The sequence below is a fragment of the Serratia proteamaculans genome (genome assembly GCF_946227095.1).
Classification (GTDB): Bacteria; Pseudomonadota; Gammaproteobacteria; order Enterobacterales; family Enterobacteriaceae; genus Serratia; species Serratia proteamaculans_E.
In genome coordinates this window covers 582,864-597,712 of record NZ_CAMISV010000002.1, presented here as the reverse complement: position 1 = coordinate 597,712, position 14,849 = coordinate 582,864, and the positions used below count along the sequence as shown (strand labels likewise).

Sequence of the window (14,849 nt, the reverse complement as noted above, 5' to 3'; positions counted from 1 at the left end):
AATCGTTGTCGCTGCAGATTAAGGTAAGCTTTCCTATGAGTACGATTTCTCCCGATTCAGGCACGCTGGCTTCCGCCCAGCCGGGCAAATGGAACAAGACTGACACCGTCTGGATGTTCGGTCTCTACGCCACTGCGGTGGGGGCAGGTACGTTGTTTCTGCCGATCAACGCCGGCTTAAACGGCCCACTGGTGCTGTTGTTGATGGCGCTGTTTGCCTTCCCACTGACTTATTTACCGCACCGCGCACTGAGCCGCTTTGTGCTTTCCGGCTCCAGCCGCGACGGCAATATCCATGATGTGGTGGTTGAGCACTTCGGCGTGCTGGCCGGCAAAATCATCATGGTGCTGTACCTGATGGCGTTCTTCCCGATCGTGCTGGTGTACAGCATTTCGATCACCAACGCGCTGGACAGCTTCCTGACCCATCAGTTTCACCTGACGCCGCTGCCGCGTATCTGGCTGAGCCTGGCGGTGGTGGTAGTGCTGAATCTGGTGCTGTTGCGCGGTAAAGACGGCATAGTTTCGGCGATGGGCATGCTGGTGTTCCCGCTACTGGTATTTTTGATGGGCATCTCGCTGTACCTGATGCCGACCTGGCAAACCGCCAACTTCGTCAGTGGCCTGGCCAACACCCAGTTCAGTAGCCCGGACCTATGGCATTCGTTGTGGCTGGCCGTGCCGGTGATGGTATTTTCGTTTAGCCATGCGCCGATCATTTCGTCCTTCGCCTCGACCCAAAAGAGCCTGTATGGCGAACTGGCTGAACGCCGCTGCGCGCGTATCATGCGCTATAGCTATGTGCTGATCTGTGTCACCGTGTTGTTCTTTGTCTTCAGCTGCGTGCTGAGCCTGTCCCACGAGGAGATGCAGCAGGCGAAAGATCAAAATATTACCGTGCTGACCACGCTGGCAAACAAATTCTCCAATCCGCTGATCGCCTATTTGGGGCCGATGATGGCGATGCTGGCGATGGCCAAGTCTTACCTGGGCACCTCACTGGGGGTGACCGAAGGGGCGACCAGCCTGATTGACGGCCTGACGCGCGCGGTTGGCAAGCCGTTAAGCACACGCATTACGCACCGCATTTCCGCCGTGCTGTTGTTCCTGCTGACCTGGGCGGCCACGGTCTGGAACCCGAGTGCACTGCATATTATTGAAACCATCAGCGGCCCGCTGATCGCGGCGATCCTGTTTATTTTGCCGATGTATGCGGTACGTACCGTGCCTGCCATGCGTCGCTACCGTGCGCTGAGCAACGTCTTTGTGCTGGTGATGGGCCTGATTGCGCTGTCGGCGCTGATTTACGGTCTGATTTAACCTGGATGGTGCGCCGAAACTGGCGCGCCAGCTTGCTGCTGTTCACATCCCTTTTCAATTAAGCGAAAACTCGCCCAGCGTTCTCTTTGATAATGGGAGCAATTCTCATTATTATTTCTGGATTAATTTCCAACGCTAAGGAGTTTTACGTGCACCGTCGAATAACCCTGCTGGCTTTGGCCTGCGCCTGTGGTTTGTCTGCCCAGGCGATGGCAACCACTTATCCACTGACACTGACCGATACCGCCGGACAGACGGTGACGATTAAACAAGAGCCGAAACGCATCGTGGTGCAGGACGGGCGGGATATTCTGACGCTGGCCTTGCTGGACCGTGCCGATCCCTTTACCCGGCTGGTGGCGTGGAACAACCTGCTGAAGAAAAGCGATGGCGAAACCTGGAAAATCTTGCAGAGCAAGTGGCCTGAAGCGAACAACATTATCGATATGGGGTTCAGCGACAAGGGCGAGATCAACCTGGAAAGCGTGATCGCCAAACATCCCGACCTGATGGTGGCACAACTGCGCTCCAAACCCTCACTGAGCCAGACTGGCGTACTCGACAAGTTACAAGCGTTGAATATTCCGGTGCTGTTTATCGATACCATGCTCAAGCCGGTGGAAAACACCCCGAAAAGCATTAGCTTGCTGGGGGAAGCCCTGAACCGCGAAAGTGAGGCGAAACAGTACACCGATTTTTATCAGCAGCACTATCAGAGCATCCTCGACAAAACCAAAACGGTAGAGCCAAAGCCCCTGGTGTTTATTGAGGCCAAAGCCGGCCTGAATGGGCTTGAGTCTTGCTGCTTCACCCATGCGCACGTGGGTTGGGGGGGGATGATCGAGGCGATAGGGGCACGCAATGTCGGTTCTGCACTGCTGCCGGGCGCGACCGGTGACGTCTCGCTTGAAAAAGTGATCAGCATGAAGCCGGACGCCTATATCGTTTCCGGTTCCCAATGGGCCAGCAAAACCAACGCTGCGGTGCCCTTTGGCTATGGCGTGACGCAACAGCAGGTGGATGACGCGTTCAATCGTATGAAACAGCGCCCAGGCTTTGCTCAGGTCTCAGCGGTGAAAGATGGCCGTTTCTACGGCATTTATCACAACTTCTACAACCACCCTTACAATATTGTCGGGCTGGAGTATTTGGCGAAATTTATCTACCCGAATCAGTTCAAGGAATTGGACCCGGCGAAGACCTACAGTGAGATCCTCAGTCGCTTTACTGAAGTGCCGGAAGGTAAGGGGATTTTGGGTGCGCAGGCCCCGGCAGGTAAATAGTGAAACGGGCGCGGTCATCGCGCCCGCTTTATCGGTCAGGCAACGGCTGGTGTATAGGTGGAGATGATCTCCAGGATGCCGTTGATAATAAACTGTACGCCCATACACACCAGCAGGAAGCCCATCAGGCGTGAGATGGCCTCAATGCCGCTTTTACCTACCAGCCGCATGATCGCGCCGGAACTGCGCAGGCAGGCCCACAAAATCAGGGCGACCGTCAGGAAGATGGCGACCGGTGCGACCAGCAATACCCAGTGTGCAAATCCCAGGGTATTTTCTTTGACGCTCGATGCCGAGCTGATGATCATCGCAATGGTCCCCGGGCCGGCGGTACTGGGCATTGCCAGGGGGACAAAGGCGATATTGGCCGAGGTTTTCTTACGCAACTCATTGCTTTTGCTTTCAAACTCTGGAGCCTCTTCCGCACTTTGCTGCGGGAAAAGCATGCGAAAACCAATAAACGCCACAATCAACCCACCGGCGATCCGTAGACCGGGAATCGAGATACCGAAGGTGTTCATGACCAACTGGCCGGCATAGAATGCGACCGTCATGATGAAGAACACGTAGACCGATGCCATCAACGATTGTTGGTTGCGTTCTTCGCGCGTCATATTGCCCGACAGCCCGAGCAGCAGTGCGACGGTGGTCAGCGGGTTGGCCAGCGGCAGCAGCAATACCAAACCCAAACCTATGGCCTGAATTAACTGCAAAATACTTGTCATAACGCAAACTCCCTGTGTTCAGTCAAAAGCGCGGCGCAGGTTATTGCCTGGCTTGCCCTGCAAGCAGCGGCAGCAGTAAGAGACTAAAGGTTAAAATACAATGGCTTTGTACAACATCAACCCGGAGTGCCTGGGGGCGTAAGGTCAGGAACGGCGTCAACGTCGGCATCATCGTCGCTCACGCAATCGTTGGTTATCTCCGGCGTATCCTCACATTCCATAGGCGGCTCATTCACCGCGATAGCTCGGGGATGACGATCCGCTCCCAGGTGGAGCAAGGCAAAAATAACCGTCAGCACCACGCAGGCACCCACCAGTAACTTCAATAACCGATTCATGATACGGGGTACTGTCTCAACTCTGCCGTTAGTGGCATCAGAATAGCGGGAGTGGGGGATGTTCGCCATAGCTGATTTTTTCCCTGTGATTACTCGTCCGCTGCGAATAAATTTTTGGCTGCGGACGCCCAAACAGGGTGAGTGCTAAGCGCCGCCTGGGCGTTTAACAAACTCCGGGTAGATGGCGCGCTAATCATAGTGTTACACTGCCGGTTCCGTTATGGCGTCGCACCATGGCACATCTTGACTGTGTGCTCATGAGGGCATGTATTTGGCAGGGTAAAGCTGAATAGCGTTCGTAACACAATGTAGTTAAACGATATCGTATTTCTTCATGTGATCTGTCGTGTGGGTCACCACTGTAGATAAGGAATTATTAATGCCTGTTATTACTCTTCCTGACGGAAGTCAGCGTCATTTCGCAAACCCTGTTTCCCCCCTGGATGTTGCCCTTGATATCGGCCCTGGCCTGGCGAAAGCCTGTATTGCCGGCCGTGTAAACGGTGAATTGGTCGATGCCGGCGATCTGATTGAATCAGATGCACAACTGGCGATCATCACCATCAAGGACGCCGAAGGCCTGGAAATCATGCGCCACTCCTGTGCGCACCTGTTGGGCCATGCGATCAAACAACTGTGGCCAGACACCAAAATGGCGATCGGCCCAGTGATCGACAACGGTTTCTACTATGACGTTGATATTGACCGTACCCTGACACAGGAAGACCTGGATCTGCTGGAAAAGCGGATGCATGAGTTGGCCGACAAAGATTACGACGTCATCAAGAAAAAGGTGAGCTGGCAAGAAGCTCGCGACACCTTTGCTGCGCGTGGTGAAAACTACAAAGTGGCGATTCTGGATGAAAACATCAGCCATGACGACCGTCCTGGCCTGTATCACCACGAAGAGTATGTTGACATGTGCCGCGGTCCGCACGTGCCGAACATGCGTTTCTGCCATCACTTCAAACTGCAGAAAACTTCGGGCGCTTACTGGCGTGGCGACAGCAAAAACAAAATGCTGCAACGCATCTACGGTACTGCCTGGGCAGACAAGAAGCAGCTGAATGCCTACCTGCAGCGTCTGGAAGAAGCCGGTAAGCGTGACCACCGCAAGATCGGCAAGCAGCTCGACCTGTACCATATGCAGGAAGAAGCACCGGGCATGGTGTTCTGGCACAACGATGGCTGGACTATTTTCCGCGAGCTGGAAGCCTTTGTGCGCATGAAGCTCAAAGAGTATCAGTATCAGGAAGTGAAAGGGCCATTTATGATGGACCGTGTGCTGTGGGAAAAAACCGGCCACTGGGAAAACTATAAAGACGCCATGTTCACCACCTCGTCGGAAAACCGCGAGTATTGCATCAAGCCGATGAACTGCCCGGGTCACGTGCAGATCTTCAACCAGGGCCTGAAATCTTACCGCGATTTGCCGCTGCGTATGGGCGAGTTCGGCAGTTGCCACCGTAATGAACCTTCGGGTTCTCTGCATGGCCTGATGCGCGTGCGCGGTTTCACCCAGGATGACGCTCATATCTTCTGTACTGAAGAGCAGGTGCGTGCTGAAGTGAACGAATGCATCAGAATGGTCTATGATGTGTACGGCACCTTTGGCTTCGACAAGATTGCGGTGAAACTGTCCACCCGTCCTGAGAAGCGCATCGGTACTGACGATATGTGGACCCGAGCTGAAGAGGATCTGGCTGCGGCGCTGACTGAAAACGGGATTCCGTTTGAATATCAGCCGGGTGAGGGAGCCTTCTACGGACCAAAAATTGAATTTACTCTGCATGATTGTTTGGATCGTGCATGGCAATGTGGTACCGTGCAGCTCGATTTCTTCTTACCGGGCCGTTTAGGCGCATCGTATGTTGGCGAAAACAACGATCGCGTGGTCCCAGTAATGATTCACCGTGCTATTTTGGGCTCCATGGAGCGTTTCATTGGTATCCTTACCGAAGAATACGCAGGGTTCTACCCAACCTGGATTGCTCCGGTACAGGTGGTGGTGATGAATATCACCGACAGCCAGTCTGATTATGTCCAACAATTGACCAAAAAATTGCAGGACGCAGGTATTCGCGTGAAAGCGGACTTGAGAAATGAGAAGATTGGCTTTAAAATTCGCGAACATACTTTACGACGGGTTCCTTACATGTTGGTGTGCGGTGATAAAGAGGTCGAATCAGGCAAAGTTGCCGTTCGTACCCGCCGTGGCAAAGACCTGGGAAGCCTGGACGTAAACGAAGTCGTAGACAAGCTGCTAAAAGAGATTCGCAGCCGTAGTCTTCATCAACTGGAGGAATAAAGTATTAAAGGCGGAAAACGAGTTCAACCGGCGCGTCCTAATCGCATTAACAGAGAAATTCGCGCGCAAGAAGTTCGCCTAACCGGCGTCGATGGCGAGCAGATTGGTATTGTCAGTCTGAATGAAGCTCTTGAAAAAGCTGAGGAAGCGGGCGTTGATTTAGTAGAAATCAGCCCAAATGCCGAACCGCCAGTTTGTCGAATCATGGATTACGGCAAATTCCTCTACGAGAAGAGCAAGTCGACAAAAGAACAGAAGAAGAAGCAAAAAGTTATTCAGGTCAAGGAAATCAAATTCCGTCCTGGTACCGATGATGGCGACTATCAGGTCAAACTACGCAACCTGATTCGCTTTCTGGAAGATGGCGATAAAGCCAAAATCACCCTGCGTTTCCGTGGGCGTGAGATGGCGCACCAACAGATCGGTATGGAAGTGCTTAACCGCGTCCGTAAAGACCTGTGTGAAGATTCTGATCTGGCCATTGTCGAATCCTTCCCTACGAGGATCGAAGGCCGTCAGATGATCATGGTGCTCGCACCGAAGAAGAGGCAGTAAGGCTTCCAAGTAATAGAACCCACGCAGCGCTTGCGTTGTGTGGGCTTTATTCGCCTCACTGATTCGTTGTTTAACAATGCGAAGTGGATTTAATTAAAATGCCAAAGATTAAAACTGTACGTGGTGCAGCCAAGCGCTTCAAAAAAACCGGCAGCGGTGGTTTTAAGCGCAAGCATGCTAACCTGCGTCATATTCTGACCAAAAAAGCAACCAAGCGTAAACGTCACCTGCGTCCGAAAGGCATGGTGTCACAAAACGATCTTGGCCTGGTTATTGCGTGCCTTCCGTACGCATAAGCTATTTTTTTTGAATCTAGAATAAGACTTTAGGAGAGAGCATATGGCTCGCGTAAAACGTGGTGTAATTGCACGCGCACGTCACAAGAAAATTTTAAAACAAGCGAAAGGTTACTACGGTGCCCGTTCGCGCGTTTATCGTGTTGCCTTCCAGGCAGTAATCAAAGCAGGCCAGTATGCTTACCGTGACCGTCGTCAACGTAAGCGTCAGTTCCGTCAGCTGTGGATTGCACGTATCAACGCAGCTGCTCGTGTGAACGGCCTGTCTTACAGCAAATTCATTAACGGCTTGAAAAAAGCTTCTATTGAAATTGACCGTAAGATCCTGGCTGACATCGCAGTCTTCGACAAAGTGGCCTTTGGCGCACTGGTCGAGAAAGCGAAAGCAGCACTGGCGTAAGTCAGTTATTAAAGAGGGAGCTTGCTCCCTCTTTAATCTTTGTTTTCAGCTACAAATATTGACTTTTATTGATCGCCGACGTATCACTGGTGGACAATCATCGACAAGGTAACGCAATCATGAACGCTGCTATTTTTCGTTTCTTTTTTTACTTTAGCGCCTGATCTCAGGAGGCTTTGCGCGTAAGAAAAGAAACGAAAAGTAGCGCCTAAGCCTCCCCTGTGGAGGCTTTTTTGTTTTTGGCCATCTCCAGGCATTGCCGGGCTATAACTTAAAATGCTTTGGAGATGAGCTAAAGGCGTGTTCGAATAATAGATAACAATTACTTAGAGCCATATCGGCCAGAGGAAGAGGAAAGCAATGCCACATCTCGCAGAGCTGGTTGCCAATGCCAAGGCAGCCGTAGAAGATGCCCAGGATGTTGCCGCGTTAGATTTGGTACGCGTCGAATATTTAGGCAAGAAAGGCCATTTTACCTTGCAGATGCAATCGCTGCGTGAAGTGCCGGCGGAAGATCGCCCGGCAGCCGGAGCGGTGATCAACCAGGCAAAACAGGCGGTGCAGGATGCGCTGAACGCGCGTAAGAACACGCTGGAGTCTGCCGCGCTGAATGAGCGTCTGGCCGCAGAAACCATCGACGTTTCCCTGCCGGGCCGTCGTATGGAGAACGGTGGGCTGCATCCGGTGACCCGCACCATCGACCGTATCGAAGCCTTCTTCGGCGAACTGGGTTTCTCCGTAGAGACCGGGCCTGAGATTGAAGACGACTATCATAACTTCGATGCGCTGAATATTCCGGGCCACCACCCGGCACGCGCCGATCACGATACCTTCTGGTTCGACGCCACGCGTTTACTGCGTACCCAGACTTCCGGCGTGCAGATCCGCACCATGAAGAACCAGCAGCCGCCAATCCGCATTATTGCGCCTGGCCGCGTTTACCGTAACGACTACGATCAGACGCACACCCCAATGTTCCATCAGATGGAAGGGCTGATTGTCGACAAAGACATCAGCTTCACCAACCTGAAGGGCACGCTGCATGATTTCCTGAATAACTTCTTTGAAGAAGATTTGCAGGTTCGTTTCCGTCCTTCTTACTTCCCGTTTACCGAACCTTCCGCTGAAGTGGATGTGATGGGCAAAAACGGCAAGTGGCTGGAAGTACTGGGTTGCGGCATGGTTCACCCGAACGTGCTGCGCAACGTGGGTATCGATCCGGAAATTTACTCCGGCTTCGCTTTCGGTATGGGTATGGAGCGTCTGACGATGCTGCGTTACGGCGTCACCGACCTGCGTGCGTTCTTCGAAAACGATCTGCGTTTCCTCAAACAGTTTAAGTAAGGCGGGAATATCACATGAAATTCAGTGAACTCTGGTTGCGCGAGTGGGTAAACCCGGCCATCAGCAGCGAAGCATTATCCGATCAAATTACCATGGCCGGCCTGGAAGTTGATGGCGTGGAGCCGGTAGCCGGCGCCTTTAACGGGGTAGTTGTGGGCCATGTGGTTGAGTGCGGCCAGCACCCGAACGCCGACAAACTGCGTGTGACCAAGATCAACGTGGGCGGCGATCGCCTGCTGGATATCGTCTGTGGCGCACCAAACTGTCGCACTGGCCTTAAGGTCGCGGTTGCTACCGTCGGCGCCGTGTTGCCGGGCGATTTCAAAATCAAAGCTGCGAAACTGCGCGGTGAGCCTTCAGAAGGGATGCTTTGCTCGTTCTCCGAGCTGGGTATTACTGATGATCACGACGGTATCATTGAGCTGCCGGAAGACGCGCCGATTGGCACCGATATCCGTGAATATCTGAAGCTGGATGACAACGCGATCGAAATCAGCGTAACGCCGAACCGTGCCGACTGCCTGGGTATTATCGGTGTGGCGCGCGATGTTGGGGTATTGAATCAGGTTGCCCTGACCGAGCCGGACATGAGCCCGGTAGCGGCCACCATTAACGATACGTTGCCGATCCGCGTCGACGCGCCTCAGGCGTGCCCGCGTTACCTTGGTCGCGTAGTGAAAGGTATTGACGTCAAGGCGGCCAGCCCGCTGTGGATGCGTGAGAAGCTGCGTCGTTGCGGTATCCGTTCTATTGATGCGGTAGTGGATGTGACCAACTACGTGCTGTTGGAACTGGGCCAGCCGATGCATGCCTTCGACCTGAACCGCATCGAAGGCGGTATCGTGGTGCGTATGGCTAGCGAAGGTGAAACCCTGACGCTGCTGGATGGCAACGAAGCCAAACTGAATGCCGACACCTTAGTGATTGCCGATCACCAGAAAGCTTTGGCGATGGGCGGTATCTTCGGTGGTGAACACTCCGGTGTGAATGAATCCACCCAGGACGTGCTGCTGGAATGTGCGTTCTTCAGCCCGCTGGCGATTACTGGCCGTGCACGCCGTCAAGGTCTGCATACGGATGCTTCGCACCGTTACGAGCGCGGTGTTGATCCTGCGCTGCAGTACAAAGCCATGGAGCGTGCGACTCGCCTGCTGATTGATATCTGTGGCGGTCAGGCCGGCCCGGTTATCGATGTGACCACCGAAAGTGAGTTGCCAAAGCGTGCCACTATTACTTTGCATCGCGAAAAGCTGGATCGCCTGATTGGCCACGTGGTGCCAAGCGAGCAGGTCAGCGACATTCTGCGTCGTCTGGGCTGCCAGGTAACCGAGCAGGGCGATAACTGGCTGGCGGTTGCGCCGAGCTGGCGTTTTGATATGGAAATCGAAGAAGACCTGGTGGAAGAAGTGGCGCGTGTTTACGGCTACAACAACATTCCTGACGTGCCGGTCCGTGCTGATCTGATCATGACCAAGCATCGCGAAGCAGATCTGACGCTGAAGCGTGTGAAGACCATGCTGGTCGATCACGGTTATCAGGAAGCCATCACCTACAGTTTCGTTGATCCAAAAGTACAGACCTTGCTGCACCCGGGCGAAGAAGTACTGATCCTGCCAAGCCCAATCTCGGTAGAGATGTCTGCGATGCGTCTGTCGCTGTGGACCGGCTTGTTGTCCGCCGTGGTTTATAACCAGAATCGTCAGCAGACTCGTCTGCGCCTGTTTGAAAGTGGCCTGCGCTTTGTCCCTGATACGGCGGCAAATCTGGGTATCCGTCAGGATGTCATGCTGGCTGGGGTGATTGCGGGCCATACGCATGAAGAACATTGGGATCTGGCGCGCAAGCCCGTCGACTTCTATGATTTAAAAGGGGATCTGGAGTCTGTCCTGGAACTGACCGGTAAATTATCCGATATTCAGTTCAAGGCAGAGGCTAATCCGGCCTTGCACCCAGGGCAAAGCGCAGCCATTTATTTCCAGGGCGAACGTGTAGGTTTCATCGGTGTGGTTCATCCGGAACTTGAGCGTAAACTGGATCTTAACGGCCGCACAGTGGTGTTTGAACTGGAGTGGGACAAGGTCGCAAGCCGCGCCGTGCCTCAGGCGCGGGAGATTTCTCGCTTCCCGGCAAACCGTCGTGATATCGCCGTCGTGGTGGCTGAAAACGTCCCCGCAGAAGATATTTTGGCAGAGTGTAAGAAAGTTGGCGCAAATCAGGTAGTTGGCGTAAACTTGTTTGATGTGTACCGTGGCAAGGGCGTGGCAGAGGGTTATAAGAGCCTGGCTATCAGTCTGGTATTGCAGGATACCGCTCGTACACTGGAAGAAGAGGAGATAGCCGTTACCGTTGCAAAATGTGTAGAGGCTCTAAAACAGCGATTCCAAGCATCCTTGAGGGATTGAACCTATGGCGCTTACTAAAGCTGAAATGTCAGAACACCTGTTTGAAAAGCTTGGGCTTAGCAAACGGGATGCCAAAGACCTGGTAGAACTGTTTTTCGAAGAGGTTCGTCGTGCTCTTGAAAACGGTGAGCAGGTTAAACTGTCAGGTTTTGGCAATTTTGATTTGCGTGACAAGAACCAACGTCCGGGGCGTAACCCGAAGACCGGCGAGGACATTCCGATTACGGCGCGGCGCGTGGTCACTTTCCGTCCAGGGCAAAAACTGAAAAGTCGGGTAGAGAACGCAAGCCCGAAAGAGTAAGTTGTATGAAACCAAAAAAGGCCGCTTTTGCGGCCTTTTTCTTTTTAAAGGAAAAATTCAGTTTATTCTTAATCTACGGAGAATAAATATTCCCACTCAATAATATTGACGTCAGTTTTTCAAATTAAAATAATCTATGGCTTGCGGATTATTCTTATGGATATTTTACTTTCTGGTAATATTGGAAATAAAACAGGGGCCGAGGCCCCTGATGGTTAATAATGATTGTAGTAGTGGCCCGGTCCACCACCGCCACGATGACCACCACCGTGAGGCCCGAAGCAGCAGGCGCTCAGCGCCACGGACAGTAGGGTAACGGTCAATAGCAGTCCAATGCGTTTAATCATAATAGTGTCTCTCTGGTGGGTTTCAGCTTAATTATAAATAGCGACGAGGCTTGCGGTATGTCAGCGATCCGTTAAAGGTTGTTAGCGGCTATTTTATTCAAACAATAAAAATAGAATGTATGGAATGTGTAAGGGAGGTGAAAACGATCTGAAAATAGGCATTGGTGAGATAGGCGCAAAATAAACGCACTGATATAACCCCCTCAGCGAGAAAATAAAGTAGGAGCGAAAAATGAAAAAGATCCTGTTGCTGGTGTGTTTACCGCTGCTGCTGCCGGTGGCGGCGCAGGCGGATGTCTCGATTGATATCAACGTACCGGGTGTTGCGGTGCATCTGGGGGATCAGGACCGACGGGGTTACTATTGGGATGGCTATGACTGGCGTCCGCCGCAGTGGTGGCATGAGCACCAGGGGCGCGGCAAGGGTGAGCGCAATAATCGAGGCATGTACTGGGATGGTGGTCGTTGGCAATCTTCGCCACCGCGGGGTAACGATCACGGTGGCCCAGATCGGGGCGGCAACCCGTTCCACGGTGAGCGCGATAATCGTAACGACGGCAACCATCATGACAACGGCGGCCGCGACAATGGCCGTGACCATGATAAGGGACGCGGCAATGACAATGGTCAGGGTAAACCCTATCCGCAAAACGGTAACGACCAGCGTCGATAATTGATTCAACGGCGGCTGGTTTTGCCATCACTTACGGGTGACTGGCAAGATTAGCTGCTGTTTTCCCACGATTCTCCTGATGCAATGCTTTCCCTTCAGGCGTTAACCCCCTAATATTCGACCCAGACGTCAATATTCGGCCGCTGATCACGGCCCGCAGGGGATCTCCACGCCTATGCCAGCCAGCCAGACCTTTACCTTATTGCTGCACAAACAACGCCATCGCGATAAACGGCATCTGCTGTTGTTAACGCTGGGCGTTGCCGTGGCATTTGTTTTCAGCCTCAGTGCGGGCGACATTTGGCTTTGGCCTTCACAGTGGTCGAGTGATGCGGCGCAGCTGTTTGTCTGGCAATTACGCCTGCCGCGAGCGCTGGCGGTAATGTTGGTGGGGGCCAGCCTGGCGGTCGCCGGCGCGGTGATGCAGGCATTGTTTGAAAATCCGTTGGCCGAACCGGGCTTGCTGGGGGTGGCGAACGGGGCGGGGGTGGCATTGGTGCTCACGGTGCTGTTGGGAAACGGCCTGTTGCCGGTAGCGCTGATGAGCCTGAGCGCCATTGTGGGTGCATTGTTCATGACCTTCCTGCTGCTGAGTTTTGCCCGCCGTAAGCGCCTGACCAATGCACGTCTGCTGCTGGTGGGGGTGGCCTTGGGCATTGTGTGCAGCGCGGTGATGACCTGGGCGGTGTACTTCAGTTCCAGCCTGGATCTGCGTCAACTGATGTACTGGATGATGGGCGGCTTTGGCGGCGTCGACTGGCGGCAAAAATGGCTGGTGCTGGCGCTGTTACCGGTGTTGCTGTGGCTGTGTTGTCAGGGCAAGGCGCTAAACTTTATGGCGTTGGGCGAGGTACAGGCGCGTCAGCTTGGGTTGTCTTTGCACCTGTGGCGTAATCTCCTGGTGCTGGCGATCGGCTGGCTGGTGGGGGTGAGTGTGGCACTGGCGGGGGTGATCGGTTTTGTTGGACTGGTGATACCGCATATGCTGCGCCTCAGCGGCCTGACGAATCAGCGTTATTTATTGCCGGGCTGTGCACTGGCCGGCGCCGGCGTGTTGCTGGCGGCCGATGTGGTGGCGCGTATTACACTGTTGTCGGCTGAATTACCCATTGGTGTGGTCACCGCCACGCTGGGGGCACCGCTATTTATCTGGTTACTGACCCGGGTAAAAAGCGTAAGGTAGTTTCTCTGTTCACCTGCAAGTAAAACAAGAGGATAAGCTCCATGACTCAAGCGATTTATAACATTCCGCTGGACACTATCGAGAACCAATCCACCACGCTGGGCAAATATAAAGGCAGCGTGTTGCTGGTGGTGAATGTGGCTTCGGAGTGCGGCCTGACCAAGCAATATGAAGGGCTGGAAGCCTTATACGAAACCTACCGTGGGCAAGGGTTCGAAGTACTGGGCTTTCCGTCCAACGAATTCCTCGGACAGGAACCGGGCAGCAACGAAGAGATCCTGGCGTTTTGCCGTGGCACCTTTGGCGTTGAGTTCCCGATGTTTGCCAAGCTTGAAGTGAACAGCGAGAACCGCCATCCGTTATATCAGGCGCTGATCGCTGCTGAACCGCAAGCCGTAGCCCCGCAGGGCAGTGAGTTCCTGACGCGCATGAGCAGCAAGGGCCGCGCACCGAAGCAAACCGGCGATATTTTGTGGAACTTTGAAAAATTCCTGATCGGGCGTGATGGCAAGGTGATCCAACGTTTCTCCCCGGATACCACGCCGGAAGATCCTGCGCTGGTGGCCGCCGTCAAACAGGCGTTGGCCGAATAATAAACAAGGAGCGGTGATCCACAATGCTGCAACTCAGTCAGGTTGGGGTGGAAGGGCGTCTGGCCCCGTTTTCAGCGCAGGTCGATGCTGGGTTGCAGTTTCACCTTATTGGTCCGAACGGTGCGGGCAAGAGCACACTGTTGGCGCGACTGGCGGGTATATTGCCCGGTACGGGAGAGATCCTGTTGGCCGGGCAGCCGTTGGGAGGCTATCAGGGGAATGAATTGGCGCTGCGCCGTGCCTATCTCAGCCAGCAACAGCCGCCGGTGGCGCTGATGCCGGTTTTCCAGTATCTGGAACTGCACCGGCCTGCAGGTGCCACGGAACAGGCGTTGGAGAGCGCCATTGTGTATTTGTGCCAGCGCTTGAAACTGATGGACAAGCTTTCGCGTATGTTGACGCAGTTGTCCGGCGGTGAATGGCAGCGGGTACGGTTGGCGGCAGTATTGTTGCAGGTTTGGCCGACGGTCAATCCTCATAGCCAACTGTTGTTACTGGATGAACCGACCAATAGCCTGGATGTGGCGCAGAAGGTGGCGCTGGATCGGCTGCTGCGGGAGTTTTGTCAGAGTGGACGTAGCGCATTGGTCTGCGCGCACGATCTTAACCATACCTTACAGCAGGCCGATCGGGTTTGGTTGCTGCATGCCGGGCGCCTGGTTGCGCAGGGAACCACGCGAGAAGTGATGGAGCCGGTACTGCTTTCACAGATCTATGACGTGGATTTTCACCTGCAGGCGGTGGGTGACCAACGCTGGATTATGACCAAAACGGCATGATGC

The 14,849-nt window shown here is 53.8% G+C and carries 17 protein-coding genes and 1 other annotated feature; of the genes, 14 read left to right on the top strand and 3 right to left on the bottom strand.

The features are described from left to right. Positions 1-35 precede the first annotated feature (35 nt). Both OC597_RS06450 and OC597_RS06445 read left to right on the top strand, forming a co-directional pair. Positions 36-1,319, top strand: coding sequence for an SLC5/6 family protein (locus OC597_RS06450; RefSeq protein WP_262208057.1), 1,284 nt, complete (start codon positions 36-38; stop codon positions 1,317-1,319). A 149-nt stretch (positions 1,320-1,468) separates the two neighbouring features. Beyond that, complete coding sequence (locus OC597_RS06445) at positions 1,469-2,602, top strand: ABC transporter substrate-binding protein (protein WP_262208056.1); 1,134 nt, start codon at positions 1,469-1,471, stop codon at positions 2,600-2,602. Positions 2,603-2,637: 35 nt separating this feature from the next. Here OC597_RS06445 and OC597_RS06440 read toward each other — a convergent pair whose 3' ends face one another. Then, complete coding sequence (locus OC597_RS06440; RefSeq protein WP_314733041.1) at positions 2,638-3,327, bottom strand: MarC family NAAT transporter; 690 nt, start codon at positions 3,325-3,327, stop codon at positions 2,638-2,640. A gap of 116 nt (positions 3,328-3,443) precedes the next feature. After that, entirely contained in the window at positions 3,444-3,734 is a 291-nt protein-coding gene (locus OC597_RS06435; RefSeq protein WP_262208055.1) for a hypothetical protein, read from the bottom strand. A gap of 310 nt (positions 3,735-4,044) precedes the next feature. Between OC597_RS06435 and thrS the strand changes: the two genes are divergently transcribed. The 8 genes from thrS to ihfA all read left to right on the top strand — a co-directional run bounded on the left by thrS (position 4,045) and on the right by ihfA (position 11,271). Further along, the gene (thrS, locus tag OC597_RS06430; protein WP_261255384.1) at positions 4,045-5,973 is read left to right on the top strand and encodes a threonine--tRNA ligase; all 1,929 of its coding nucleotides are present in this window, start codon (positions 4,045-4,047) and stop codon (positions 5,971-5,973) included. A 3-nt stretch (positions 5,974-5,976) separates the two neighbouring features. After that, positions 5,977-6,528, top strand: a complete 552-nt coding sequence (gene infC / locus OC597_RS06425) for a translation initiation factor IF-3 (protein WP_013812633.1) — start codon at positions 5,977-5,979, stop codon at positions 6,526-6,528. A 98-nt stretch (positions 6,529-6,626) separates the two neighbouring features. Continuing rightward, a complete protein-coding gene (rpmI, locus tag OC597_RS06420; RefSeq protein ID WP_085116448.1) occupies positions 6,627-6,824 on the top strand; it encodes a 50S ribosomal protein L35 in 198 nt (65 codons plus the stop codon). Positions 6,825-6,867: 43 nt separating this feature from the next. Beyond that, positions 6,868-7,224 (top strand): 50S ribosomal protein L20, encoded by a 357-nt coding sequence (gene rplT, locus OC597_RS06415; protein ID WP_004943595.1) that lies wholly within the window; start codon positions 6,868-6,870, stop codon positions 7,222-7,224. Positions 7,225-7,339: 115 nt separating this feature from the next. Then, positions 7,340-7,462, top strand: a sequence feature (Phe leader region). Next, positions 7,344-7,388, top strand: a complete 45-nt coding sequence (pheM, locus tag OC597_RS06410) for a pheST operon leader peptide PheM (RefSeq protein WP_106120997.1) — start codon at positions 7,344-7,346, stop codon at positions 7,386-7,388. (Overlaps the previous feature by 45 nt.) 122 nt (positions 7,463-7,584) lie before the next feature. Next, positions 7,585-8,568 (top strand): phenylalanine--tRNA ligase subunit alpha, encoded by a 984-nt coding sequence (gene pheS, locus OC597_RS06405; RefSeq protein ID WP_085116449.1) that lies wholly within the window; start codon positions 7,585-7,587, stop codon positions 8,566-8,568. Between the two features lie 14 nt (positions 8,569-8,582). Beyond that, positions 8,583-10,970, top strand: coding sequence for a phenylalanine--tRNA ligase subunit beta (gene pheT / locus OC597_RS06400; protein ID WP_262208054.1), 2,388 nt, complete (start codon positions 8,583-8,585; stop codon positions 10,968-10,970). Between the two features lie 4 nt (positions 10,971-10,974). Further along, complete coding sequence (ihfA, locus tag OC597_RS06395; RefSeq protein WP_004943604.1) at positions 10,975-11,271, top strand: integration host factor subunit alpha; 297 nt, start codon at positions 10,975-10,977, stop codon at positions 11,269-11,271. Positions 11,272-11,486: 215 nt separating this feature from the next. Here the strand turns inward: ihfA and OC597_RS06390 are convergent, their stop codons facing one another. Continuing rightward, positions 11,487-11,618: a hypothetical protein gene (locus OC597_RS06390; protein WP_261255381.1), complete on the bottom strand. Its 132-nt coding sequence runs from the start codon at positions 11,616-11,618 to the stop codon at positions 11,487-11,489. A gap of 232 nt (positions 11,619-11,850) precedes the next feature. Between OC597_RS06390 and OC597_RS06385 the strand changes: the two genes are divergently transcribed. The 4 genes from OC597_RS06385 (at position 11,851) to btuD (ending at position 14,846) form a co-directional block, all read left to right on the top strand. After that, positions 11,851-12,291 (top strand): DUF2502 domain-containing protein, encoded by a 441-nt coding sequence (locus tag OC597_RS06385; RefSeq protein ID WP_261255380.1) that lies wholly within the window; start codon positions 11,851-11,853, stop codon positions 12,289-12,291. Positions 12,292-12,466: 175 nt separating this feature from the next. After that, positions 12,467-13,474: a vitamin B12 ABC transporter permease BtuC gene (gene btuC / locus OC597_RS06380; RefSeq protein WP_261284428.1), complete on the top strand. Its 1,008-nt coding sequence runs from the start codon at positions 12,467-12,469 to the stop codon at positions 13,472-13,474. A 41-nt stretch (positions 13,475-13,515) separates the two neighbouring features. Further along, the gene (locus OC597_RS06375; RefSeq protein WP_262208051.1) at positions 13,516-14,067 is read left to right on the top strand and encodes a glutathione peroxidase; all 552 of its coding nucleotides are present in this window, start codon (positions 13,516-13,518) and stop codon (positions 14,065-14,067) included. 23 nt (positions 14,068-14,090) lie between these two features. Continuing rightward, positions 14,091-14,846: a vitamin B12 ABC transporter ATP-binding protein BtuD gene (gene btuD / locus OC597_RS06370; protein ID WP_261423733.1), complete on the top strand. Its 756-nt coding sequence runs from the start codon at positions 14,091-14,093 to the stop codon at positions 14,844-14,846. The last annotated feature ends 3 nt before the right edge of the window (positions 14,847-14,849 follow it).

Coding starts and splice junctions, on each gene's coding strand:
- OC597_RS06450 (WP_262208057.1), top strand. CDS start 36: ATGAGTACGATTTCTCCCGATTCAGGCACGCTGGCTTCCGCCCAGCCG.
- OC597_RS06440 (WP_314733041.1), bottom strand. CDS start 3,327: ATGACAAGTATTTTGCAGTTAATTCAGGCCATAGGTTTGGGTTTGGTA.
- OC597_RS06435 (WP_262208055.1), bottom strand. CDS start 3,734: ATGGCGAACATCCCCCACTCCCGCTATTCTGATGCCACTAACGGCAGA.
- thrS (WP_261255384.1), top strand. CDS start 4,045: ATGCCTGTTATTACTCTTCCTGACGGAAGTCAGCGTCATTTCGCAAAC.
- rpmI (WP_085116448.1), top strand. CDS start 6,627: ATGCCAAAGATTAAAACTGTACGTGGTGCAGCCAAGCGCTTCAAAAAA.
- rplT (WP_004943595.1), top strand. CDS start 6,868: ATGGCTCGCGTAAAACGTGGTGTAATTGCACGCGCACGTCACAAGAAA.
- pheS (WP_085116449.1), top strand. CDS start 7,585: ATGCCACATCTCGCAGAGCTGGTTGCCAATGCCAAGGCAGCCGTAGAA.
- pheT (WP_262208054.1), top strand. CDS start 8,583: ATGAAATTCAGTGAACTCTGGTTGCGCGAGTGGGTAAACCCGGCCATC.
- ihfA (WP_004943604.1), top strand. CDS start 10,975: ATGGCGCTTACTAAAGCTGAAATGTCAGAACACCTGTTTGAAAAGCTT.
- OC597_RS06390 (WP_261255381.1), bottom strand. CDS start 11,618: ATGATTAAACGCATTGGACTGCTATTGACCGTTACCCTACTGTCCGTG.
- OC597_RS06385 (WP_261255380.1), top strand. CDS start 11,851: ATGAAAAAGATCCTGTTGCTGGTGTGTTTACCGCTGCTGCTGCCGGTG.
- btuC (WP_261284428.1), top strand. CDS start 12,467: ATGCCAGCCAGCCAGACCTTTACCTTATTGCTGCACAAACAACGCCAT.
- OC597_RS06375 (WP_262208051.1), top strand. CDS start 13,516: ATGACTCAAGCGATTTATAACATTCCGCTGGACACTATCGAGAACCAA.
- btuD (WP_261423733.1), top strand. CDS start 14,091: ATGCTGCAACTCAGTCAGGTTGGGGTGGAAGGGCGTCTGGCCCCGTTT.